A 20,333-nucleotide genomic window follows, 5' to 3' on the forward strand; every position below is an offset into this window, starting at 1 on the left:
GCGGGCAGGATCAGCCGTTGCAGCATCCGCCCTTGCCCCGCTGCTGAATCGGCGGGCACGGAACCGAGCCGTACGAGCAATACACGCAGCAGTCACCCGGCTTGGGCTTGAGTACCGCGTGGCACTGTTCGCACTTGTAGAACCACTGGCAGGCGTCCGTCGGCATCGTCTCCGTCTTGGTGTGGCTGCACTCGGGACAGGTCAGCGTCGATTCCAGGATCACCGTCGTCACTTGGCGGCTCCCGCCACGCTGGACGGATAGCCAGCATCCCGGGTGGCGCGTGTGAGGGCCTCGACATTGGCCTTCACATCGTCAAAGGTCACCCGGGCCTCGCGTCGATCCAGATTCACGTCGACCGTGCTAACGCCGGAGACCTTGGAGAGCGCCTTCTTGACCGTGATCGGGCAGGCGGCGCAGGTCATGCCCGGCACGGACAGCGTGACGGTTTGCGTGGCCGCCCGGACGGGAGATGCGAGGATGGCCAATGCGGCCATCACAACCAGTTTCTTCATGGCAACTCCTTTCAGTAGAACCACGGCGCAACCAGTGGGAATCCCAGCGCAGCGATGACCAGCGCCACCACCAGCCAGAACAAAGCCTTGTAGCGGCGCCTGGCCTGTGGCAACGCGCAGACCTGCCCGGGCTCGCATGCAGCAGCGGGCCGCCAGATGCGCCGGTAGGCGAAGAACAGCGCCACCAGCGCCACACCGATGAAGACGGGCCGATACGGCTCAAGCAGGGTCAGGTTGCTGATCCACGCACCGGAAACGCCCAGCGTGATCAGCACCAGTGGCCCAAGGCAACAGGCCGAGGCCAGGATGGCGGCCAGACCGCCCGTCACCAGCGCGCCACGCCCACTATCCGTTCGAGAGCCAGTTGGGGAATCGGGTTTCATGGTGCAAGCTTACTTCCGTACTTGAGTACGGATTCAAGCGCCATGAACGAAATGGCAGGCACCCTGACCATCGGTGCCCTGGCCAAGGCCGCCGGGGTCAACATCGAAACGATCCGCTTCTACCAGCGCAAGGGTCTGATGCAGGAACCCACCCGCCCGCTGGGCGGCATCCGCCGCTATGGCGACGCGGATCTGGCGCGCGTGCGCTTCATCAAGTCCGCGCAGCGGCTGGGGTTCAGTCTCGACGAGGTCGCGGACTTGCTGAAGCTCGAGGATGGGGCGCATTGCACCGAGGCCCGCGAACAGGCCGAGCGCAAGCTCACGGACGTGCGCGCCAAGCTCGCTGATCTCCAGCGCATCGAGACAGTCCTGGAAGAACTGGTGCAACGCTGCTGTGCCGCAAGGGAAGAGGTGCGTTGCCCGATGATCCAGGCGCTACAGGCAGCATGACGATGGCGCTCCGGAAAGTCGGGGCGTCGCGGGAAGCCCGCGTGTCATGCGGGAAGCAGAAATGAAAACGCCCAACCGAGATAGGTTGGGCGTTGAATGGTGGTGGCCGGGGAGGGAATCGAACCCCCGACACGGGGATTTTCAATCCCCTGCTCTACCAACTGAGCTACCCGGCCATGGGCATCGCGAGCCGCGCATGATACGGGCTGCGGCGGGGCTCGGCAAGTGGTTCCTTCGTCTGCAGCGTTGGCCGGGGTGGGGTGCGGCTAAGCCGGCGTTCGGGTGGACGGGTGGATCATCGGGTGCGCATGATGCCCGCAAAGGAGATCTGCCATGAAGACACTGCTGCTTCCCCTGCTGGCAACGCTAAGCCTGGTGGCCGGCTGCGCCAGCACCCGTCCCAGTGACGCCGACCGCCTCGCGTTGTACGAAGCCCATGCCGGCGCGCCGGTGAACCAGATCCGCTACCTGGAGCCGATGGGATGGGACCGTATCGACGACCAGCACGTGGTCCTGATGATGCGGCCCAACGAAAGCTGGCTGCTCACGCTCTCCGGGCCGTGTTTGGCATGGAACAGAGGTTCGCCCTTCCTTGGGCTGTCCTCGTTCAACGGCATGACGCTCTCGCGCCTGGACAAGGTGGTGGTGTCGGGATCGCAGCTGAGCTGCATGATCCAGGAGATCCGCCCGCTGGACGTGAAGGCGCTGCGGGACGCGGAGCGCGCGCGTCGGGAAGGCGCGGTGGCTCAGCCCTCCGGCACGTAACCCGGCGGGCGCGCCGTATCGCCCTCGAACAGGAACTTCAGCATCTGCTGTTCAAGGAAGGCGCGGTGCTCCGGGTTCAAGGGCGAGAGCCGGTTCTCGTTGATCAGCATGGTCTGGTGCGCCAGCCAGCGTTGCCAGGCGGGCTTGCCCACCTGCTCGAACACGCGCTTGCCGGCGGCCCCGGGCCACGGCGGGAAGTCCAGGCCGTCGGTGTCGATGCCGTCCACCACGCAGTGCACCTTGCGGGTCATGTGGTTCGCTCCTGAAGCAGTTTGCGCACCGGCGCGGGCAGGCCGATGGCGTCAAGGTCCGGGCGGGTTGCCCAGCGCAGGTCGGCATTATCACCGATGGCTGCGCGCAGGCCGCTGACGATGATCCGGCGGGGATGGATACGCAGCCGGTAGTGGGAGAAGCCGTGCTCCAGCGGGGGCAGGGGGCGGGCGTCCATGAAGTCGCCGTCGAGGTGCTGCTCGAACCATGCCTGCGCATCCGCCAGGTCATCGTGTTGCGGCAATGACCACAGCGCAGCCCACACGCCGGTGGGGGGGCGCCGCTGCAGCAGCACGCGGCCGTCGCTGTCCTCGATGAGCAGCATCCGGGTTTCCCGCTGCGGCAGCGGCTTGCCTGGCTTGGCGGCCGGCAGTTCGGCAATGCGGCCCTCGCGGCGCGCGACGCAAACATCCTGTAGCGGGCAGATCGCGCAAGCCGGGTTGGCGCGCTTGCACAGGGTGGCGCCAAAATCCATCTGCGCCTGCGTCCAGTCGGCGAGCCGCGCGGAGGGCAGCAGGCGCTCGGCGATCGACCACAGCTGCTTTTCGACGGCCGGCAGGCCCGGCCAGCCGTCGATGCCGAAGACCCGGCACAGCACGCGCTTGACGTTGCCGTCCAGGATCGGCGCGCGGTCGTTCCAGGCTTGCGACAGGATCGCGCCGGCGGTGCTGCGGCCAATGCCGGGCAGTGCCACGAGTGCGTCCAGGTCGCGCGGCAGGTTGCCGCCGTGCCGCGCCACGCACAGCTTCGCCGCTGCGTGCAGATTGCGGGCGCGGGCGTAGTAGCCCAGGCCCGACCACAGCGCCAGTACCTGGTCCTGCGGTGCGCTGGCCAGGGCGGGCAGGTCCGGCAGCACATCGATGAAGCGGTTGAAGTAGCCGACGACCACGGATACCTGCGTCTGCTGCAGCATGATTTCGCTCAGCCAGACCCGGTACGGCGTGCGCGGGTGTTGCCAGGGCAGGTCGTGGCGGCCGTGGCGGTCGAACCAGGCGAGCAGGCGCGGGGCGATGTCGGAAGCATCCGTCACGGCGCGTCGTCCAGGTCGAGCTCGACGCCGTCCAGCGTCACGCCATCGAGCGTCACCCGCGGCGTGGACAGCGTGCCGGCCAGCGGCGGCAGCGGCGAGCCCTGGCTGCCTGCGTCCAGCCACGCCAGTACTTCCGGCAGCCGGAAACGAGCGGCCAGCGCGGTGGCGTTGCGGCGCAGCGTCAGCGATGCGGTGTCGGTCAGCGCGATCGCGCCGCGGTAGTCCAGCATGAAGGGCAGGGGTGCGGTGGAAGCCGACAGCGGCGCCGGCAACGCGGGCCAGCCGGCGGGCCAGTCTGCCAGGGCGCCGTGAAGACGCAGGTTGAGCGTCGAGCCGATCGATAGGCTGCCGCGTGCATGCGCGGTGGGAACGTTGGCATCACCGGCCAGAACCACGGTCGCCGGGACCATCCGCCAGGTGGCGTTGTTGAAGGCCAGCGGGCCGTGCAGGCCCAGCCGGAACGCGGTGGCAGCAGGCCCGGACCGGTAGCGCCCGGCCAGGCCCAGCGTGGCAGGCTGCAGCAGCACCGAGTCGCGGCCCAGGCGCAGGGGGCCGGTGAGGACGACGCGCACCGGCATCCGCCAGTCATCGCCTGCCGGCACCAGCGTGCCTTGGGCGCGCAGGCCCGCGGGTTGCCGGTCCAGCAGGCGCTTGGGCGTGTCCAGCACCAGCGAGAGATCTGCCGGCAGGGTCATTCCGCGGGCGAGGTAGCGGCCTTGCATCGCCAGCCGCAGCGGTTTGTCCGGATGCAGGGCGGGGACGTCGATGCCGACGTCAGCAATCCGCCAGTCGTCGTTGTCGATCCGTCCGCTGGTGACGTGCAGGCCGTCGGTCAGGGTGGGCAGGCGTGGCGTAGCGCTGGGTGGACGGCTGGCCAGCCAGCGCTGCAGCGCCGGCAGGTCCAGCACCGGCTGGTCCAGTTCGATGCGCCGGACGGTCAGGTCGGCGCCGCGCGTGCGCAGGGTGCGCCACGGCAGGGCGATGAAGACCCGCTTCGCGCGGAGCAGTGCCACGGCATCCCCGGGGCGCTGGGCCGTTACGTCGTCCAGTACGAGTTGCGGGGTGCCGCGCAGGCGGTAATCGATGCTGCCTGCGCTTACATCCAGCGCCAGCGCGTTCCCGGCCAGCGCCAGCAGCAGCCGGCCCGCGCGCTGCGGCTGCAGCAGCCAGCCGGCCAGCAGTGCCAGGCCGAGGGCCAGCGCGAGGAGCAGGGCGGCCCGTTGCAGCCAGCGGTGCCGACGCGCTGCCGGCGGGTTGGGGGCCGGGGCGGTCGTCACGGCGTCGGCTGGTCCATGGATGACCGCGCGGGCGTGTCAGGCCTGGCCCAGCTCGGCGGGCAGCAGCGCATCGACGAAGGCCTCGGCATCGAACACCCGCAGGTCCTCCGGTCGTTCGCCGATGCCGGCATAGCGGATCGGGATGCCGAATTCGCGGGCCAGCGCGAACACCACGCCACCCTTGGCGGTGCCGTCCAGCTTGGTGACCACCAGGCCGGTCACCGGGATCTTCTCGTTGAACTTGCGCACCTGGTTGATGGCGTTCTGGCCGGTGGTGCCGTCGATCACCATCAGGACTTCGTGCGGCGCCTCGGCATCCTGCTTCTTCAGGACGCGGGCAACCTTGGCCAGTTCGTCCATCAGGCCGCCCTGGGTGTGCAGGCGGCCGGCGGTATCGGCGATCAGCACGTCGATGCCGCGCGATTTCGCTGCCTGCAGGGCGTCGAAGGCCACCGATGCGGCGTCCGCATTCTGGCCCTGCGCCACCACGGCAACGCCGTTGCGCTCGCCCCAGGCCTGCAGCTGGGCCACCGCTGCGGCGCGGAAGGTGTCGCCGGCGGCCAGCATCAGGCTGCGGCCCTCGTCCTTGTAGCGGCGCGCCAACTTGCCGATGGTGGTGGTCTTGCCGACGCCATTGACGCCGATGGTCAGCAGCACGAAGGGCTTTTTGGTCGCGTCGATCTGCAGCGGCTTCGCCACCGGCACCAGCAGGGCGATCAGGTCGGCGCGCAGTGCCTGCAGCAGCGCATTGGCGTCGGCGAACTCGCGTGCCTTCATGCGCTTGCGCAGCGATTCCACCAGCGCGGTGCTGGCCGTCACGCCGACATCGGCGGTGAGCAGGGCGGTTTCGATGTCGTCCAGCAGCGCATCGTCCAGCTTGGGGTTGCGCGAGAACAGGCCGCTGAAGGTGCGGGCCAGCGCGCTGCCGCGCAGGCGTTCGCGCCAGCCGGGCTTGCCGGGTGGGGCGGGCTCGGGCGGCGCCGGTGGGTTGGGTACGGCGGTGGCCGGCGCCGGGGCGGATTCTGCGGCTGCCACCCAAGGCGATTGGGCCGGGTCGCGATCCGCAACGTGGGGCGGGGCCGCATCCGGCGTGGGCGTTTGCGCGTCGGGTTTCTTACGGCGGAACCAGCTGACCATGTGGCCGGGGGAATAGCGGAGAATGGCGGGCATGGTAGCACCCGCCCTCCCGTCGCCCCCATGAACGCCCGTCGTGGAAACGCCGCTGCGATGCGGCCCGGCAGCGTCCGCATCATCGCCGGCCGCTGGCGCGGCACGCGCCTGCCGGTGCCCGACGCGCCGGGCCTGCGGCCCACCTCCGACCGCGTGCGGGAGACCCTGTTCAACTGGCTGCAGCCGGTCCTGCCGGGGGCGCGCGTGCTGGATCTGTTCGCCGGTACCGGCGCCCTCGGGCTGGAGGCGGCGTCGCGCGGGGCCGCGCGGGTGCAGCTGGTGGAGGCCGATGCCCGGCTGGCGCAGACGCTGGCGGCCACGGCGGCGCGGCTGGACCCCGACGGCCGGGTGGCCGTGCGCCAGGGCGATGCGCTGGCGTTCCTGCGCGAGGACGCCGGTGCCCCGTGGGACATCGCCTTCGTCGATCCCCCCTTTGCTGCCGGGCTGTGGCCCGCGGTGCTGGCGGCGCTGCCGGCTCGGCTGGCCGCGGACGCCTGGCTCTATCTCGAAAGCCCGGCCGGCCATGCGCCGGCCCTGCCGTCGGATTGGGTATTGCATCGCGAGGGCGGTACCCGCGACGTGCGCTATGCCCTGTACCGGCGGGGTACACTGGCAGCCTCACTGGACAGCGGCGGTTCGACGACGACATGAGCGTGGCAGCACGCACGGCGGTCTATCCCGGCACCTTCGATCCCATCACCAACGGCCATCTGGACCTGGTGAACCGGGCGGCGCCGCTGTTCCAGACCCTTGTGGTCGGTGTTGCCGCCAGCCCGACCAAGGGCCCGGCCCTGCCGCTGGAATTGCGCGTGGACTTGGCCCGGCAGGCGCTGGCCCACCACGCCAACGTGGAAGTCCGCGGATTCGATTCGCTGCTGGCCCACTTCGTCCGCGATATCGGCGCTGGCGTCCTGCTGCGCGGCCTGCGGGCGGTGTCCGATTTCGAATACGAATTCCAGATGGCCAGCATGAACCGCCACCTGATCCCGGAGGTCGAGACGCTGTTCCTGACCCCGGCCGAGCAATACGGCTTCATTTCATCGTCGCTGGTGCGCGAGATTTCGCGCCTTGGCGGCGATGTGTCCGGCTTCGTGCCCGCCGCGGTGGCGGCGGCGCTCGAAGCGCAATGGCGGGGTGGATCGAAATGAATCCATTCGCCGCATCCTGACGTTGTTTTCACCGCCACTGCCAAGCCAGGGGAAATGCCCATGAACATGTTGTCCCGCTTTGTCGTTGTCGCCTGCCTCGCGCTGCCGTTTACTGCCTGCAAGAAGGAAGAAGCCCCCAAGACCGAGGCGGTGGCCGCCGTCCCGCTGCCGGCCGGTGGCGAGCAGAAGGACTGGATCCCCTACCTGCAGTACAAGCTGGTCCCGCATATGGGCGGCATCACCAACAGCCCGTTCGTGTATTTCCTGCCGAAGGCCGATACCGAGGACTTCGGTGGCAAGTACGAGCGCCAGCTGGAAAAGCTGGAGCAGGATCTGGGCCGCGGCATCACCGAGGGCAACATGCTGGTGTTTGCTTCGCCTGAGCCGGAAAAAGAGGTCGAGATGATCGAGACCGCGTTCAAGCAGGTGGGCCCTGGCACCATGAAGGGCGTCAAGGTGGTCTTCATCGGCACCCCGATCCTGGGCGAGCGCGTCAAGGCGGCGGTCGAACCGGCTGGCGTCGAATACATTTTCGAAGAGGCGAAGTAAGCAGGACGTCGCGCATGCCGGTCCTGCAGGGCCGGCATGCGGGCCGATATCCGGGCCGATGAACTCCCATGTCGCTGAAGATCAACGAGCTCTGCGTCAACTGCGACGTCTGCGAACCGGTCTGCCCGAACAAGGCGATCTCGATGGGGCCCGAGATCTACGTGATCGATCCCGCCCTGTGCACCGAGTGCGTGGGCCATTTCGATGAACCCCAGTGCGTGGCGGTCTGCCCGGTGGAGTGCATCGACCCCGACCCCGCCCATCCTGAGACGGAGGTGCAGCTGCTGGCCAAGTTGGCCGGTCTGCGCCAGCAAGGAGTAACGGAATGAAGCGAATCGCGCCCTTGATCCTCGCTTGCCTGTTGCTGCTCTCGGCGCTGGCCGCGCCTGCCGCGCAGGCACCTGCTACGCCAGCGCATCCGCCAGGCGCTGCGGTGGCCTCCGCGCATGCGCTGGCCACCGATGCCGGCATCGAGATTCTCGGTAAGGGCGGCAACGCCTTCGACGCCGCAGTGGCGGTATCGGCCGTGTTGTCGGTGGTGGAGCCGATCAGCTCCGGCCTGGGCGGGGGCGGCATGTGGCTGCTGCATGACGCCCGCAGCGGGCGCGATGTGTTCATCGATGGGCGCGAAACCGCGCCAGCGGCGGCGACACCCGAGCGCTTCCTCGACAAGAACGGCAACCTCGATCCCGACCGCGCGCAGAACGGCCCGTGGTCGGCCGGCATCCCCGGCCTGCCGGCAATGCTGGTGCACGTGGCGGAAACCTACGGCCAGCTGCCGCTGGCGCAGTCGCTGGCGCCGGCCATCCGCATCGCTCGCGACGGCTTCCCGGTCTATCCCCGCATGGCGCGCGGCTACGCGGTGAAGCGCAAGGTGATGGACCGCTACCCCGGCACCCGCGCGGTGTTCTCCCCGAATGGCAAGCCGATCGCCGAGGGCGACCTGTTCCGCCAGCCGGATCTGGCCGCCACGCTCGAGCGCCTTGCCGCGCAGGGCTTTGACGGCTTCTACCGCGGCACCACCGCCAAGCGCCTGGTGGCGGGCGTGAATGCCGCCGGCGGGCAGTGGACGCTGGCGGAACTGGCTGCCTATCAGGTCAAGGAGCGCGAGCCGATCCGCTTCCGCTACCACGACTGGACCATCACCACCGCGCCGCCGCCGTCCTCGGGCGGCATCGCGCTGGCGCAGATGCTGCAGATCCTGGAGCCCTACGACCTCAAGGCGATGCCCGAGGCCGAGCGCGTGCACATGGTGGTGGAGTCGATGCGGCGCGCGTTCCGTGACCGCACGTTCTACCTGGGCGACCCGGATTTCGTGGGAATCCCGCAGCGGCTGCTGCTGTCGCCGGAGTATGCCGCCGGGCTGCGCGCCGGCATCGACCCCGGCCGCGCCACACCCAGCGATCTTCTCTCCGGCCAGCCGACCCCGCTGGAAGACGAGGAGACCACGCATTTCTCGATCATCGATGCCGAAGGCAACCGCGTGGCTGCCACCCAGACCGTCAACCTGCTGTACGGCTCCGGGCTGATTCCGCCAGGCACCGGCGTGCTGCTCAACGACGAGATGGATGACTTCGCGCTCAAGCCTGGTACCCCCAATGCCTTCGGCGTGATGGGCTACGAGGCCAATGCGCCCAAGCCGGGCAAGCGCATGCTCAGCTCGATGACGCCCACCTTCATGGAATCGCCGGACAAGGTGGTAGCGCTTGGTACCCCGGGTGGCAGCCGCATCATCACCATGGTGCTGCTGGGCATCCTGGGCTACGACGCCGGGCTGGATGCGCAGCAGGTCGCGGCGCTGCCGCGCTATCACCACCAATGGCTGCCGGACGTGATCGATGCCGAGCCGAGGGCGATTTCCGCCGAGGCCGCGGCGAAGCTGCGCGCGATGGGCCATGCCCTGGAGCTGCCGCCTGCCGAAGCCGAAGGCGGGCGCGGTTCCAGCCACGTCTGGGGCAACCTGCAGACGGTGGAGTGGGATCGCCGCAGTGATGCGCTGCGTGGCGGCAGCGATCCCCGCAACGAAGTCGGCAAGGCGGCTGTCCTGGTGTCGCATTGAAGGCCTGCGGGCAGGAGTGGGTGCGATGAAGCTCTGGTCGATCCTTGGCAACTCCCAAAAACTCGATGGCGGTGCCATGTTCGGCAATGCCCCGCGCGCGCTGTGGGAGCGCTGGGTGCAGGTCGATGCCCACAACCGCATCGATCTGGCCTGTCGCGCCCTGCTGGCCAGCCCGCTGAACGGCAAGACCGTGCTGTTCGAGACCGGCATCGGCGCGTTCTTCCCGCCGGCGCTGCGCGAACGCTACGGCGTGGTGGAAGACCGCCACGTCTTGCTGGACTCGCTGGCACAGGCGGGCTTCAGCCACGAAGACATCGACGTGGTGGTGCTCAGTCACTTGCACTTCGACCACGCGGGCGGCCTGCTGGCGCCATGGGCGGAAGGGCGTGCGCCGGAACTGCTGTTTCCCAATGCGACGTTCGTGGTGGGTGCGCAGCACTGGCAGCGCGCGCTGCACCCGCATCCGCGTGATCGCGCCAGCTTCATCCCGGAACTTCCGGCGCTGCTGCAGGCCAGCGGCCGGCTGGAACTGGTGGAGGGCGATCATTCGCGCGCGCTGGGTGGCAGCGTCCGCTTCCACCACAGCGACGGCCACACGCCGGGGCTGCTGCTGGCGGAGATCACCGGGCCGGAGACGGTGGATGGCCAGCCGCACGGCGGTGTGGTGTTCTGCGCCGACTTGATCCCCGGCCGGCCGTGGGTGCACGTGCCCATCACCATGGGCTACGACCGCTATCCCGAGCTCTTGATCGAGGAAAAGCGCGCGTTTCTGGACGACAAGCTGGCGCGCAACGTCCACCTGTTCTTCACCCACGACCCCGGCTGCGCGCTGGCGCAGGTGGTGCGCGACGACAAGGGGCGCTTTGCCACCGCGCACGAGCACGCCGACCTGCACGCCCGCCTGTTGGCCGCCTGAGGATTTCCGATGCCCAGGATCGCTCTGCTGTTTGCCGCCCTGCACACGGTCTTGCTGCTGGCGCTGTTGGCGCCGATTTCGCGTCATCGCCACGCCCACAAGATCGGGTTGGGCGATGGGGGTGACAAGGAACTGGCCCGCAAGATCCGGGTGCATGCCAACTTCGTCGAGCACGTGCCAATGGCGTTGTTGCTGCTCGCCCTGCTGGAGATGAACGGCCTGGCGCCGCTGGCCGTCTGGGCGCTGGGCGGCACCCTGCTGGTGGCGCGGGTGATGCACGCGGTGGGGTTGTCGCGTACCGGCGGGTATTCGTTCGGGCGCTTCTGGGGGACGGCCCTGACCTGGCTGGTGCTGCTGCTGATGGCGCTGGCCGGGGTGTGGCTGGCCTTGCCCTGATCTTTCAGTCCACCGGCGTCCCGAACAGTCGGTCACCGGCATCGCCCAGGCCGGGGCGGATGTAGGCGTTCTCGTCGAGCCGTTCGTCGATGGCGGCCACGAACACCTCGATATCCGGATGCGCCGCCTCCAGGGCCGCCAGCCCTTCCGGTGCGGCGACCAGGAACAGGCATTTGATGCGCCGGCAACCGGCTTGCTTGAGCATGGCAATGGCCGCGATGGCGCTGCCGCCGGTGGCCAGCATCGGGTCGATCAGCAGGGCGATGCGCTCGTCCATGCGGTCCGCCAGGCGCTGGTAGTAGCCCTCGGGCCGATGCGTGGTTTCGTTGCGGCGCAAGCCGATCACGCTCACCGGTGCAGCCGGTAGCAGCGCCTGCACGCCGGGCAGGAAGCCCAGGCCTGCGCGCAGGATCGGCACCAGGGTGAGGGCCTCGCCACGCACGTGTTCGACCGCCAGTGGTCCCGCCCAAGTCTGCACCGTGATCGGCTCGGTGGGCAGGTCGCGGGTGGCCTCGTAGGCCAGCAGGCTGGCCACTTCACCGGCGATCTGGCGGAAATGCACCGGATCGGTCTGGATGTCGCGCAGCTTGCCGAGCTTGTGGCGGACCAGTGGATGATCGACGACGACGGTTTTCATGCCGCCAGCGTAGCGGGATGGCCCGCGTAAAAACAGACGGGGCGGCCATCTGGCCGCCCCGGCAGTGTGGCAGAGCGTGATGTCAGGCTCAGGCCGCAGCGGCCTGCGCCACGCGCGGACCTTCCAGAATCGCGCGCTTGACCATGCCGACCACCAGCTTCAGTTCGTCCTCGGTCATGGCGAAGTGCGGCGTGAAGCGCAGCGAGTTCTCGCCGCCGTGGATCACGCCGATACCGTGCTCGCGCATCCACTCCTCGGTGGAGCCGGCGCCGTAACCCTTGAACTCCTTGGTGAGTTCGCAGGAGAACAGCAGGCCGGTGCCCTGCACCTTGGTGATCGGGCCGTTCAGTTCGGCTTTCAGGGCTTCCAGCAGGGCGATTGCCTGGCGGCCGCGTTCGCGGATGTTCTCGCGCAGGGCCGGGGTGATCTGGCTGAGCACTGCGCAGGCGACATCGAGTGCGCGCGGGTTGGCGGTCATGGTGTTGCCGTACAGGCCGCGCTTGTAGATGTCGGCCGCGGTGGCGCTGACCGCCAGTACCGACAGCGGGTACTGGCCGGCGTTGAGGGCCTTGGAATAGGTCTCCAGATCCGGCGCCTCGGTGGCCTCGAAGCCGGGGTAGTCCACGATCGACAGGTAGCCGGTGGCGCGCAGGCCGGCCTGGATCGAATCCACCAGCAGCAGGCTGCCGTGGGCGCGGGTCAGCTCGCGGGCCAGCACGTAGAAGTCCACCCGCACGCTGCGACCCGGGTCGCCTTCGCCCATCACCGGCTCCAGGAACATCGCCTCGATGAACCAGCCGTTGGCGTCGGCATCGGCGAAGACCTTGCGCAGTGCGTCCTGGTCATACGGGGCCACGGTGATCACCGAGTCCTCGCCGCGGAAGCTGGCCAGGTGCTGGATGTAGGTCTTGCGGCTGGAATCGGAATACAGCGCCGGGCGTTCGGTACGACCGTGGAAGGCGCCCTTCACCACCAGGCGCTTGATCTTCTTGCCGGCGTGGCGCGCACCCGGGTCGGTCTGGGTCTTGGCGTTGGCATCGACGATGCGGGACGCCAGCGAGACCGATTCCGAGCCGGAGTTCAGGCACATGAAAGCGGTGTAGGGGCAGCCGCCGCGGGTCTGGCCGATCTCCTGGCGCATCGCCCGCGCGAAGCGCAGCTGCGAAATGCTGGGGGTCATGATGTTGGCCATCACCTGCGGCTTGGCCATCGCCTCGATCACTGCTGCCGGGGTGTGGCCCAGGCCCAGCATGCCGTAGCCGCCGGTGTCGTACAGCACCGCACCCTTCAGGGTGACGATCCACGGGCCGCGGGCGGCCAGCGCCACGTAGGGGTTGGTGGCGTCAGCGGCATAGAAATTGACGAAGCCGGCCTGCACCTGGCGTGCCTGCGCGTCCTCGTCCAGCGCCAGCAGCTCGGGGAACTCGACGCGCACGCGCTCGTATTCGGCGGCAGCAGCGACCACGGCTTCGGCCAGTTGCGGGTCGCGCGCGGCGAAGTCGAGCAGGGTGGCGTCGTCCAAACCAGTGGTGCGCATGCCACCGTGGGCGCGCAGCGGTGCGAGGGTGTCGATCAGGCGCATGGAGGGTCTCCCGTCGGATGCCTTGGCCGCGGCGGCGGCCGGCCAAACCGACATTATCCCGGGATTGGCGTCATTCGGTAGGGTGGATCCGACTCGATCGACGGGCATTTTGGGCAAATCGACGTTACCATCCGGCGATATGCGAATTTCCGCTGCAGACGAACAGCTGCTGTCCCTGCTCCGCGAGGACGCCCGCGCCGCCACCGCCGACATCGCCCGCCGCCTGGGATTGTCGCGCACCACCGTGCAGAACCGGATCGCCCGGCTGGAGCAGCAGGGGGTGATCCGCGGCTACACCGTGCGCATCGACGACGAGCTGGAGCGCAACCGCATCCGCGCCCACATCCTGATCACCCTGCGGCCCAAGCAGATGACCGCGGTGGTGAAGGCTCTGCAGGCCATGCACGAGGTCCGCGTGCTGTATTCGATCAGCGGCGACAATGACCTGATCGCGCTGGCGGTCACCGCCACGGTGGGCGAGATGGACGTGCTGACCGACCGCATCGGCGCCATCGACGGGGTGGAGCGCACCAACACCTCGATCATCCTGTCCACCAAGTTCGAGCGCTGAGGCGCGGGCGGCGCCGGCGGGGCCGCCCTACAATGCGCGGTCCCAAGCCGCCCCTGCATGCCGTTGAAGACCTCCGATTTCCACTACGATCTGCCGCCCGAGCTGATCGCACAGGCGCCGTTGGCCGAGCGTTCCGCCAGCCGCCTGCTGCACGTGCCGCCGGGCGCCGCCGCGCTGGAGGACCGCCATGTGCGCGACCTGCCGTCGCTGCTGCGCGCCGGCGACCTGCTGGTGTTCAACGATACCCGGGTGATCCCGGCGCGGCTGTTCGGGCAGAAGGCCACGGGCGGGCGCGTCGAGATCCTGATCGAGCGGCTGCTGCCCGGTGCCGAGGCGCGCGCGCAGCTGGGCGTGAGCAAGCCGCCGCAGGTCGGCAGCCGTATTGCACTGGATGCCGGCGGCGAGGCCGAGGTGCTGGCCCGCTTGGATGACGGCTTCTGGCAACTGCGTTTCCACGTGGACGGCGCGCTGGAGGACTGGCTGCAGGAGGCCGGCCAATTGCCGTTGCCGCCATACATCGCGCGTCGTCCGGACCGGGCCGACGCCGAGCGCTACCAGACCGTATTCGCCCGCGAGGCCGGCGCGGTGGCGGCGCCCACCGCCGGCCTGCATTTCGACGCGCCGCTGCTGGAGGCGCTGCAGGCACGCGGGATCGGGATCGGGCACATCACCCTGCACGTGGGTGCGGGCACCTTCCAGCCGGTGCGGGTGGAGGATGTCCAGTCCCACCGTATGCACAGCGAGTGGATCAATGTGGGCGAGGGTCTGGTGGAGCAGGTGCGGCGCACGCGCGCGGCCGGCGGCCGGGTGATCGCGGTGGGCACCACCGTGGTGCGCGCGCTGGAGAGCGCGCTGGTGGACGGCCAGCTGCGCCCGTTCTCCGGCGACACCCGCATTTTCATCTATCCGGGCTACCGCCTGCGCAGCATCGACGCGCTGATGACCAACTTCCACCTGCCCGAAAGCACGCTGCTGATGCTGGTCTCCGCCTTCGCGGGCAAGGCGCGCATCTTCGCGGCCTACGAACACGCGGTGCGCCAGCGCTACCGCTTCTTCAGCTACGGCGACGCCATGCTGCTGTGGCCGCAGGAGGCCGGCGCATGAGTCGCATGGATTTCAAGCTGTTGAAGACCGACGGCGCGGCCCGCCGCGGCCGCATCACCTTCCCGCGCGGGGTCATCGAAACCCCGGCGTTCATGCCGGTGGGTACCTACGGCTCGGTGAAGGGCGTGCTGCCGCAGCAGGTGCGCGACCTGGGTGCCCAGATCATCCTTGGCAATACGTTCCACCTGTTCCTGCGGCCGGGGTTGGAGGTGATCGAGGCGCACGGCGGTCTGCACGGCTTCGCCCGCTGGGATGGGCCGATCCTGACCGACTCCGGCGGCTTCCAGGTGTTCTCGCTGGCGCACCGCCGCAAGATCACCGAAGACGGCGTGACCTTCGCCGCGCCCACCGACGGCCGCAAGGTCTTCCTCGGCCCCGAGGAGTCCATGCACATCCAGAAGGTGCTGGGCAGCGACATCGTGATGATCTTCGACGAGTGCCCGCCGGTGAACGACAAGCACGGCCAGCCGGTGCACCGCCGGGTGGTCGAGAAGTCGATGGAGTTGTCGCTGCGCTGGGCCGAACGCTCCAAGAGGGCGCACGAAGGCAACGACGCGGCGCTGTTCGGCATCGTCCAGGGCGGCGTGCACCACGACCTGCGCACGGTGTCGGCCGAGGGGCTGCAGCAGATCGGTTTCGACGGCTACGCCGTGGGCGGGCTGGCGGTAGGCGAAAGCGAGGACGAGCGCAACGCCATGCTGGACCATACCTGTCCGCAGCTGCCGCAGGATCGCCCGCGCTACCTGATGGGTGTGGGTCGCCCGGAGGATCTGGTGGAGGCAGTGGCGCGCGGCATCGACATGTTCGATTGCGTGATGCCCACCCGCAACGCCCGCAACGGCCATTTCTTCACCTCCACCGGCGTGGTGCGCGTGCGCAACAGCCAGTACGAGCACGACCTGCGCCCGATCGAGGAGGGCTGCGACTGCGTGGCCTGCGCCGGCGGCTTCAGCCGCAGCTACCTGCGCCACCTGGACCGCTGCAACGAGATGCTGGGCCCGGTGCTGGGTACGCTGCACAACCTGCGCTACTACCAGCGGCTGATGGCGCAGATGCGCGACGCGATCGCGGCGGGAACGTTCGCCGACTTCCGCCAGTCCTTCTACGCCGCACGCCGCGGCTGACCCACGGCCGCTCCCTGCCGGCTGACCCGGCGGGGGGGCAGGGGCAACCCGTGGCATAATCCGCGGCTGGCCTCGGCCAGCCCTTTTGTTTTCACGGATACGGATTCCCCATGAACCCGCTCGATTTCCTGATCCCCGTCGCGCATGCCCAGGCCGCCGGCGCGCCCGCCGCCCCCAGCATGATGTCCACCCTGCTGTTCCCGGTCCTCCTGATCGCGATCATGTATTTCCTGATGATCCGCCCGCAGATGAAGCGGCAGAAGGAGCACAAGGCGATGCTGGACAAGCTGGCCAAGGGCGATGAGGTCATCACCAGCGGCGGCATCGCCGGCACCGTGGTGGGCCTGAGCGACGCCTTCATCACCGTGGAAGTCGCCAGCGGCGTGCAGCTGCGCGTGCAGAAGGGTGCCATCGCCAGCGTCCTGCCCAAGGGCACGCTGAAGTCCGCCTGATCCGCTTCGTTTTCAACCGATGTCCGAGGGTTTGGCGGCCGCCGCCAACTAGGGTTTTACGATGCTTGTCTACAGCCGCCTGAAATACGCCATTGCAGTGCTGGTGCTGATTGTCAGCACGCTGTACGCGATCCCGAACCTGTATCCGCAGGACCCTTCGGTGCAGATCACCCCCAACCGGGGCGCGACCATCGACGCTGCGTTCCGGGGCCGGGTCGAGGCGGCCCTCCAGGCCGCCCATCTGCAGCCGAAGAAGATCGAGATGCAGAAGGACGGCAATCTGCTGGTTCGCATGGCATCCCCCGATGACCAATCGCGTGCGGCCGAGGCCCTGCGCGAGATCGTGGGCAGCGATTACGTGGTGGCACTGAATCTGGCGTCGAACGTGCCGGCCTGGCTGTCGGCGATTGGCGCCAAGCCCATGCTGCTGGGCCTCGACCTGCAGGGCGGCGTCCACTTCCTGATGCAGATCGACCGCAAGGCAGCGCTGGACAAGCTGTTCGATTCCACCGCCGAGGACATCCGCGGACTGCTGCGTGACAAGCATGTGCGCTACATCTCGGTCGAGCCGGCCGGGAACAACACGGTGGTTGCCAAGTTGGCCAGCGGCCAGGACCCGGGTGAAGCGGAGCGCCTGATCAGCGCCAGCATGCCGGCGTACCGGGTTTCTGTCTCGGGCGACAGCATCATCGTCCAGATCCCGCAGGCGGAGCTGGACAAGGCGATCACCGATGCGGTGGCGCAGAACATCGGCACCCTCGCCAACCGCATCAACGAACTGGGCGTCGCCGAGCCGATCATCCAGCGCCAGGGCACGGATCGCGTGGCGGTGCAGCTGCCGGGCGTGCAGGATACCGCTCAGGCCAAGCGTATCCTCGGCGCCACTGCCACCCTCGAATACCGCGGCGTGGTGGAGGGCAACGCGATCGAGGCGCGCGACTCCGGCAATGTTCCGGCGGAAGCCCGGATCTACTACCGCAAGGAGGTCGGGCCGGACGGCAAGCCAATCCCGATCCTGCTGAACAAGCGCGTGATCGCCTCTGGCGAGCAGCTGCAGACCGCATCGGCATTCTTCGACTCGCAGTCGGGAACGCCCGCGGTACGCGTACGCCTGAACGCCGCCGGCGGACAGCGCATGTTCGACTATTCCAGCGCCCACGTCGGCAAGCCGATGGCGGTGGTCTACATCGAGCGCATCCCCGAAGTGCGCATGGTCGATGGCCGTGAGGTGCGCACCACCCGCGTCCGCGAGCAGGTGATCTCGGTAGCCACCATCCAGGGCACCCTGGGGCGTGAGTTCCAGACCACGGGCCTTGAAAGCATGAAGGAGGCGGCCGACCTGGCCCTGTTGCTGCGCGCCGGTGCACTGGCAGCGCCGATGGACTTCGTCGAGGAGCGCATCATCGGCCCCAGCCTGGGCGCCGAGAATATCCGCAGCGGCCTGATGGCGGTCGGGTTCTCGTTTGCCTTCACCCTTGTCTTCTTCGTGATCTACTACCGCGTGTTCGGCGTGATCAGCTGCCTTGCGCTGGGGCTGAACCTGCTGCTGGTGGTGGCGATCATGTCGATCATCGGCGCCACCATCACCTTGCCCGGCCTGGCCGGCATCGCGCTGACGGTCGGCATGTCGGTGGACGCCAACGTGCTGATCAACGAGCGCATCCGCGAGGAGTTGCGATTGGGATTGCCACCGCAGAAGGCGATTGCGGAAGGCTATGCGCGTGCGTTCGACACCATCCTCGACGCCAACCTGACCACCATCCTTGCCGGCGTGGCGCTGTTTGCCTTCGGTACCGGCCCGCTCAAGGGGTTTGCCGTGACCCTGATCATCGGCATCACCACCTCGATGTATACCGCGGTATCGGTCTCGCATGGCCTGGCCGCGCTGGTCTATGGCTTCCGCCGCAAGCCGAAGTCGATTTCCATCTGAAGCACGCCGGCACCGAACGCCAGGCTACCGACAGGATTGCAGGATGAAACCGTTCAACCTATTCCCCTATGACGCCAACATCCGCTTCATGCGGTACGGCTGGCTGTCCCTCACGATCGCCGCGCTGCTGGCGCTGTTCTCGGTGGGCGTGATGGTGGTCAATTCGTTCCCGGGTGGGCACTTTGATCCCTCGCGCACCTTCAACTACGCGCTGGATTTCACGGGTGGCACGGTCACCGAGTTGCATTTCAGCAAGCCGGTCGAGGTGGACCAGGTCCGCGCGAAGATCGAAAAAGCGGGCATCGCGGGCGCGCAAGTGCAGCGCATCGGTTCGCGCAATGATCTGCTGGTGCGCATGCAGGCCGGGCACGGCAGTGCAAACGATGTGCTCAGGGCGGTGGACAGCGCGGACAATCCGGTCACGATCACCAAGAGCGATTTCGTCGGCCCGCAGGTGGGGCGCGACCTGGCCATCAACGGCCTGTATGCCGTGATCTTCATGGTCATCGGCCTGATGGTCTACGTCTCGGTCCGGTTCGAATTCAAATTCGCGGTGGCTGCGATCCTTACCACCCTCCACGACGTGGTGCTGGTATGTGGTTGGTTTGCCATCTCCGGGCACGAATTCGATCTGAACGTGCTGGCGGGCATCCTGGCGGTCATGGGTTTTTCCATCAACGACACCATCGTGGTGTTCGATCGCGTGCGCGAAAACTTCCGCAGCATGCGCGCCGAGCCGGTGGAGGTTCTGAACAAGTCGATCAACCAGACCCTGTCGCGCACCGTGATCACCTCGTTCGTGGCGTTCCTGAGCATGCTGGCGCTGTATGTGTTCGGCGGCGAGTCGCTGCGCGGCCTGGCCGAATCCCAGATCATCGGTGTTGTCTTCGGCACCCTGTCGTCGATCTTCATCGGCTGCCCGCTGTTGTTGATGCAGAAAGTCAACAAGCAGGACCTGTTGCCCAAGGCGAAGGATCACGCCGAGCTTGCTCGCCGGCCGTGACAGGCGGCCGGCTGCTACCGGCCGGCGTTCCCTCCAGACAGAAAACGGCCGCGCATCACTGCGCGGCCGTTCTGTTCTGGGGCGGGGTTGGCGGGCTCAGGCAAACGCGGCGGCGTAGCCAGACTGCACGATGATCTTCTGCAGCTCCGCGCTGAGCTTCTGGTTGCCGGCCACCAGCTGGCGGCCGTGGATGCCGCGTGCGTCCAGCGGGCCGGTCTGCGCGCCGCGGAAGTCGCAGACGCGGCCACCGGCTTCGCGCACCAGCAGGATGCCGGCGGCGATGTCCCACGGCTTCAGGCCGGCCTCGAAGTAGCCGTCGCTGCGGCCGCAGGCCACATAGGCCAAATCGAGCGCGGCAGAGCCGGTGCGGCGGATGTCCTCGGCACTGCGCAGCAGCTCGCGCACGCATTCCAGCTGGGCCGGTGCGCGTTCGCGCTCGCGCGGCGGGAAGCCGGTGGCCAGCATGGCGCCGTTGAGATCCTTGCGACCCGACACGCGGATACGCTTGTCGTTGAGCACCGCGCCGCTGCCGCGGCTGGCGGTGAACAGCTCATTGCGCAGCGGGTCGAAGATCACGCCGTGCTGCACTTCGCCCTGTTCGACCATGGCGATCGACACGCACCAGTGCGGGAAGCCGTGCAGATAGTTGCTGGTGCCGTCCAGCGGATCAATGACGAACAGCGCGCCGCCCTTGCGGCCCTGCGCGCCGCCTTCCTCGCCCAGGAACGCCGCGTCCGGAAAGGCGCGGCGCAGTTCCTTCACCACCGCCTGTTCGGCCTGCTCGTCCACTTCACTGGCGTAGTCCAGCCGGTCCTTCTCGACCACGTTGATCGCGTCGAGGCGGTTCATGTTGCGAAGGAGCACGCCTCCGGCCGCGCGGGCTGCCTTGACCATGACGTTGACGACGGGTTTTTGCATGGCGAACGCGCCTCGATGACGTGAGGAAACAGGGGACGACGGCGGAAAAGAGCGGGGCCGGCGCCGGGGCCGGTCTGCAAAGTTTA

The 20,333-nt window shown here is 68.2% G+C and carries 25 protein-coding genes and 1 tRNA gene; 15 read left to right on the top strand and 11 right to left on the bottom strand.

From position 1 onward, the window contains the following. Positions 1-10 precede the first annotated feature (10 nt). From ACK4SG_RS04385 to merT, 3 genes are read right to left on the bottom strand one after another with little or no spacing between them, the layout of a single operon-like run. Complete coding sequence (locus tag ACK4SG_RS04385) at positions 11-232, bottom strand: GDCCVxC domain-containing (seleno)protein (protein ID WP_409600110.1); 222 nt, start codon at positions 230-232, stop codon at positions 11-13. Then, the gene (gene merP / locus ACK4SG_RS04390) at positions 229-513 is read right to left on the bottom strand and encodes a mercury resistance system periplasmic binding protein MerP (RefSeq protein ID WP_409600112.1); all 285 of its coding nucleotides are present in this window, start codon (positions 511-513) and stop codon (positions 229-231) included. Before merP ends, ACK4SG_RS04385 begins: the two co-directional genes overlap by 4 nt. A gap of 11 nt (positions 514-524) precedes the next feature. Then, a complete protein-coding gene (merT, locus tag ACK4SG_RS04395) occupies positions 525-896 on the bottom strand; it encodes a mercuric ion transporter MerT (protein WP_409600114.1) in 372 nt (123 codons plus the stop codon). A 42-nt stretch (positions 897-938) separates the two neighbouring features. On the opposite strand from merT, the gene merR reads away from it, so the two are divergent. Beyond that, positions 939-1,346 carry an Hg(II)-responsive transcriptional regulator gene (gene merR / locus ACK4SG_RS04400; RefSeq protein ID WP_409600116.1) on the top strand — a complete coding sequence of 136 codons (408 nt, stop codon included), beginning with the start codon at positions 939-941 and terminating at the stop codon, positions 1,344-1,346. A gap of 100 nt (positions 1,347-1,446) precedes the next feature. On the opposite strand, the gene ACK4SG_RS04405 is transcribed toward merR, so the two are convergent. Beyond that, a tRNA-Phe gene (locus ACK4SG_RS04405) sits at positions 1,447-1,522 on the bottom strand. Between the two features lie 157 nt (positions 1,523-1,679). On the opposite strand from ACK4SG_RS04405, the gene ACK4SG_RS04410 reads away from it, so the two are divergent. Continuing rightward, positions 1,680-2,111, top strand: coding sequence for a DUF6491 family protein (locus tag ACK4SG_RS04410; RefSeq protein ID WP_409600118.1), 432 nt, complete (start codon positions 1,680-1,682; stop codon positions 2,109-2,111). Here the strand turns inward: ACK4SG_RS04410 and ACK4SG_RS04415 are convergent. Genes ACK4SG_RS04415 through ftsY form a run of 4 tightly spaced genes read right to left on the bottom strand, consistent with a single transcriptional unit; the run spans position 2,093 to position 6,071 of the window. Continuing rightward, on the bottom strand, positions 2,093-2,362 hold the full coding sequence (locus tag ACK4SG_RS04415; protein ID WP_409600120.1) for an oxidative damage protection protein: 270 nt from the start codon (positions 2,360-2,362) through the stop codon (positions 2,093-2,095). The two genes, ACK4SG_RS04410 and ACK4SG_RS04415, sit on opposite strands and share 19 nt — an antisense overlap. Beyond that, the gene (gene mutY, locus ACK4SG_RS04420) at positions 2,359-3,411 is read right to left on the bottom strand and encodes an A/G-specific adenine glycosylase (RefSeq protein WP_409600122.1); all 1,053 of its coding nucleotides are present in this window, start codon (positions 3,409-3,411) and stop codon (positions 2,359-2,361) included. The genes ACK4SG_RS04415 and mutY overlap by 4 nt, the downstream gene beginning before the upstream one ends. Beyond that, the gene (locus tag ACK4SG_RS04425) at positions 3,408-4,688 is read right to left on the bottom strand and encodes a hypothetical protein (RefSeq protein WP_409600124.1); all 1,281 of its coding nucleotides are present in this window, start codon (positions 4,686-4,688) and stop codon (positions 3,408-3,410) included. The genes mutY and ACK4SG_RS04425 overlap by 4 nt, the downstream gene beginning before the upstream one ends. Positions 4,689-4,724: 36 nt before the next feature. Next, the gene (ftsY, locus tag ACK4SG_RS04430; protein ID WP_409600703.1) at positions 4,725-6,071 is read right to left on the bottom strand and encodes a signal recognition particle-docking protein FtsY; all 1,347 of its coding nucleotides are present in this window, start codon (positions 6,069-6,071) and stop codon (positions 4,725-4,727) included. Here ftsY and rsmD point away from each other — a divergent pair. From rsmD to ACK4SG_RS04465, 7 genes are all read left to right on the top strand, one after another. Next, positions 5,967-6,509 carry a 16S rRNA (guanine(966)-N(2))-methyltransferase RsmD gene (gene rsmD / locus ACK4SG_RS04435; protein WP_409600705.1) on the top strand — a complete coding sequence of 181 codons (543 nt, stop codon included), beginning with the start codon at positions 5,967-5,969 and terminating at the stop codon, positions 6,507-6,509. The genes ftsY and rsmD overlap by 105 nt on opposite strands. Continuing rightward, positions 6,506-7,006 (top strand): pantetheine-phosphate adenylyltransferase, encoded by a 501-nt coding sequence (coaD, locus tag ACK4SG_RS04440; RefSeq protein WP_409600126.1) that lies wholly within the window; start codon positions 6,506-6,508, stop codon positions 7,004-7,006. Before rsmD ends, coaD begins: the two co-directional genes overlap by 4 nt. Positions 7,007-7,066: 60 nt before the next feature. Next, a complete protein-coding gene (locus ACK4SG_RS04445; protein WP_409600128.1) occupies positions 7,067-7,555 on the top strand; it encodes a hypothetical protein in 489 nt (162 codons plus the stop codon). A 68-nt stretch (positions 7,556-7,623) separates the two neighbouring features. Beyond that, entirely contained in the window at positions 7,624-7,884 is a 261-nt protein-coding gene (locus ACK4SG_RS04450) for a YfhL family 4Fe-4S dicluster ferredoxin (RefSeq protein ID WP_409600130.1), read from the top strand. Further along, complete coding sequence (gene ggt / locus ACK4SG_RS04455) at positions 7,881-9,614, top strand: gamma-glutamyltransferase (RefSeq protein ID WP_409600132.1); 1,734 nt, start codon at positions 7,881-7,883, stop codon at positions 9,612-9,614. Before ACK4SG_RS04450 ends, ggt begins: the two co-directional genes overlap by 4 nt. Before the next feature lie 25 nt (positions 9,615-9,639). Continuing rightward, positions 9,640-10,530 carry an MBL fold metallo-hydrolase gene (locus ACK4SG_RS04460; protein ID WP_409600134.1) on the top strand — a complete coding sequence of 297 codons (891 nt, stop codon included), beginning with the start codon at positions 9,640-9,642 and terminating at the stop codon, positions 10,528-10,530. A gap of 9 nt (positions 10,531-10,539) precedes the next feature. Continuing rightward, entirely contained in the window at positions 10,540-10,926 is a 387-nt protein-coding gene (locus ACK4SG_RS04465) for an MAPEG family protein (RefSeq protein ID WP_409600136.1), read from the top strand. A 4-nt stretch (positions 10,927-10,930) separates the two neighbouring features. Here ACK4SG_RS04465 and upp read toward each other — a convergent pair whose 3' ends face one another. Then, on the bottom strand, positions 10,931-11,563 hold the full coding sequence (gene upp, locus ACK4SG_RS04470) for a uracil phosphoribosyltransferase (RefSeq protein ID WP_072755202.1): 633 nt from the start codon (positions 11,561-11,563) through the stop codon (positions 10,931-10,933). Between the two features lie 88 nt (positions 11,564-11,651). Continuing rightward, entirely contained in the window at positions 11,652-13,145 is a 1,494-nt protein-coding gene (locus ACK4SG_RS04475; RefSeq protein ID WP_409600138.1) for an aminotransferase class III-fold pyridoxal phosphate-dependent enzyme, read from the bottom strand. A 139-nt stretch (positions 13,146-13,284) separates the two neighbouring features. Between ACK4SG_RS04475 and ACK4SG_RS04480 the strand changes: the two genes are divergently transcribed. The 6 genes from ACK4SG_RS04480 to secF all read left to right on the top strand — a co-directional run bounded on the left by ACK4SG_RS04480 (position 13,285) and on the right by secF (position 19,329). Continuing rightward, a complete protein-coding gene (locus tag ACK4SG_RS04480; RefSeq protein ID WP_409600140.1) occupies positions 13,285-13,716 on the top strand; it encodes an Lrp/AsnC family transcriptional regulator in 432 nt (143 codons plus the stop codon). A gap of 63 nt (positions 13,717-13,779) precedes the next feature. Further along, entirely contained in the window at positions 13,780-14,820 is a 1,041-nt protein-coding gene (queA, locus tag ACK4SG_RS04485) for a tRNA preQ1(34) S-adenosylmethionine ribosyltransferase-isomerase QueA (RefSeq protein ID WP_409600707.1), read from the top strand. Beyond that, a complete protein-coding gene (tgt, locus tag ACK4SG_RS04490) occupies positions 14,817-15,944 on the top strand; it encodes a tRNA guanosine(34) transglycosylase Tgt (protein WP_409600142.1) in 1,128 nt (375 codons plus the stop codon). The genes queA and tgt overlap by 4 nt, the downstream gene beginning before the upstream one ends. A 110-nt stretch (positions 15,945-16,054) precedes the next feature. Further along, positions 16,055-16,396 (top strand): preprotein translocase subunit YajC, encoded by a 342-nt coding sequence (yajC, locus tag ACK4SG_RS04495; protein WP_409600144.1) that lies wholly within the window; start codon positions 16,055-16,057, stop codon positions 16,394-16,396. 61 nt (positions 16,397-16,457) lie between these two features. Continuing rightward, positions 16,458-18,326: a protein translocase subunit SecD gene (secD, locus tag ACK4SG_RS04500; protein WP_409600146.1), complete on the top strand. Its 1,869-nt coding sequence runs from the start codon at positions 16,458-16,460 to the stop codon at positions 18,324-18,326. A 43-nt stretch (positions 18,327-18,369) separates the two neighbouring features. Next, on the top strand, positions 18,370-19,329 hold the full coding sequence (gene secF / locus ACK4SG_RS04505; RefSeq protein ID WP_409600148.1) for a protein translocase subunit SecF: 960 nt from the start codon (positions 18,370-18,372) through the stop codon (positions 19,327-19,329). A 96-nt stretch (positions 19,330-19,425) separates the two neighbouring features. On the opposite strand, the gene ACK4SG_RS04510 is transcribed toward secF, so the two are convergent. Continuing rightward, positions 19,426-20,247 carry an inositol monophosphatase family protein gene (locus ACK4SG_RS04510; protein ID WP_409600150.1) on the bottom strand — a complete coding sequence of 274 codons (822 nt, stop codon included), beginning with the start codon at positions 20,245-20,247 and terminating at the stop codon, positions 19,426-19,428. Positions 20,248-20,333 lie beyond the last annotated feature (86 nt).

Source organism: Thermomonas sp. (assembly GCF_046293095.1).
In the GTDB taxonomy this organism is placed as follows: domain Bacteria; phylum Pseudomonadota; class Gammaproteobacteria; order Xanthomonadales; family Xanthomonadaceae; genus Thermomonas.

What these genes read in the sequence shown, in the direction of transcription:
- merP (WP_409600112.1), bottom strand. Translation starts at nt 513, where the DNA reads ATGAAGAAACTGGTTGTGATGGCCGCATTGGCCATCCTCGCATCTCCC.
- merT (WP_409600114.1), bottom strand. Translation starts at nt 896, where the DNA reads ATGAAACCCGATTCCCCAACTGGCTCTCGAACGGATAGTGGGCGTGGC.
- merR (WP_409600116.1), top strand. Translation starts at nt 939, where the DNA reads ATGAACGAAATGGCAGGCACCCTGACCATCGGTGCCCTGGCCAAGGCC.
- ACK4SG_RS04410 (WP_409600118.1), top strand. Translation starts at nt 1,680, where the DNA reads ATGAAGACACTGCTGCTTCCCCTGCTGGCAACGCTAAGCCTGGTGGCC.
- ACK4SG_RS04415 (WP_409600120.1), bottom strand. Translation starts at nt 2,362, where the DNA reads ATGACCCGCAAGGTGCACTGCGTGGTGGACGGCATCGACACCGACGGC.
- coaD (WP_409600126.1), top strand. Translation starts at nt 6,506, where the DNA reads ATGAGCGTGGCAGCACGCACGGCGGTCTATCCCGGCACCTTCGATCCC.
- ACK4SG_RS04445 (WP_409600128.1), top strand. Translation starts at nt 7,067, where the DNA reads ATGAACATGTTGTCCCGCTTTGTCGTTGTCGCCTGCCTCGCGCTGCCG.
- ACK4SG_RS04450 (WP_409600130.1), top strand. Translation starts at nt 7,624, where the DNA reads ATGTCGCTGAAGATCAACGAGCTCTGCGTCAACTGCGACGTCTGCGAA.
- ggt (WP_409600132.1), top strand. Translation starts at nt 7,881, where the DNA reads ATGAAGCGAATCGCGCCCTTGATCCTCGCTTGCCTGTTGCTGCTCTCG.
- ACK4SG_RS04460 (WP_409600134.1), top strand. Translation starts at nt 9,640, where the DNA reads ATGAAGCTCTGGTCGATCCTTGGCAACTCCCAAAAACTCGATGGCGGT.
- ACK4SG_RS04465 (WP_409600136.1), top strand. Translation starts at nt 10,540, where the DNA reads ATGCCCAGGATCGCTCTGCTGTTTGCCGCCCTGCACACGGTCTTGCTG.
- upp (WP_072755202.1), bottom strand. Translation starts at nt 11,563, where the DNA reads ATGAAAACCGTCGTCGTCGATCATCCACTGGTCCGCCACAAGCTCGGC.
- ACK4SG_RS04475 (WP_409600138.1), bottom strand. Translation starts at nt 13,145, where the DNA reads ATGCGCCTGATCGACACCCTCGCACCGCTGCGCGCCCACGGTGGCATG.
- ACK4SG_RS04480 (WP_409600140.1), top strand. Translation starts at nt 13,285, where the DNA reads ATGCGAATTTCCGCTGCAGACGAACAGCTGCTGTCCCTGCTCCGCGAG.
- tgt (WP_409600142.1), top strand. Translation starts at nt 14,817, where the DNA reads ATGAGTCGCATGGATTTCAAGCTGTTGAAGACCGACGGCGCGGCCCGC.
- yajC (WP_409600144.1), top strand. Translation starts at nt 16,055, where the DNA reads ATGAACCCGCTCGATTTCCTGATCCCCGTCGCGCATGCCCAGGCCGCC.
- secD (WP_409600146.1), top strand. Translation starts at nt 16,458, where the DNA reads ATGCTTGTCTACAGCCGCCTGAAATACGCCATTGCAGTGCTGGTGCTG.
- secF (WP_409600148.1), top strand. Translation starts at nt 18,370, where the DNA reads ATGAAACCGTTCAACCTATTCCCCTATGACGCCAACATCCGCTTCATG.
- ACK4SG_RS04510 (WP_409600150.1), bottom strand. Translation starts at nt 20,247, where the DNA reads ATGCAAAAACCCGTCGTCAACGTCATGGTCAAGGCAGCCCGCGCGGCC.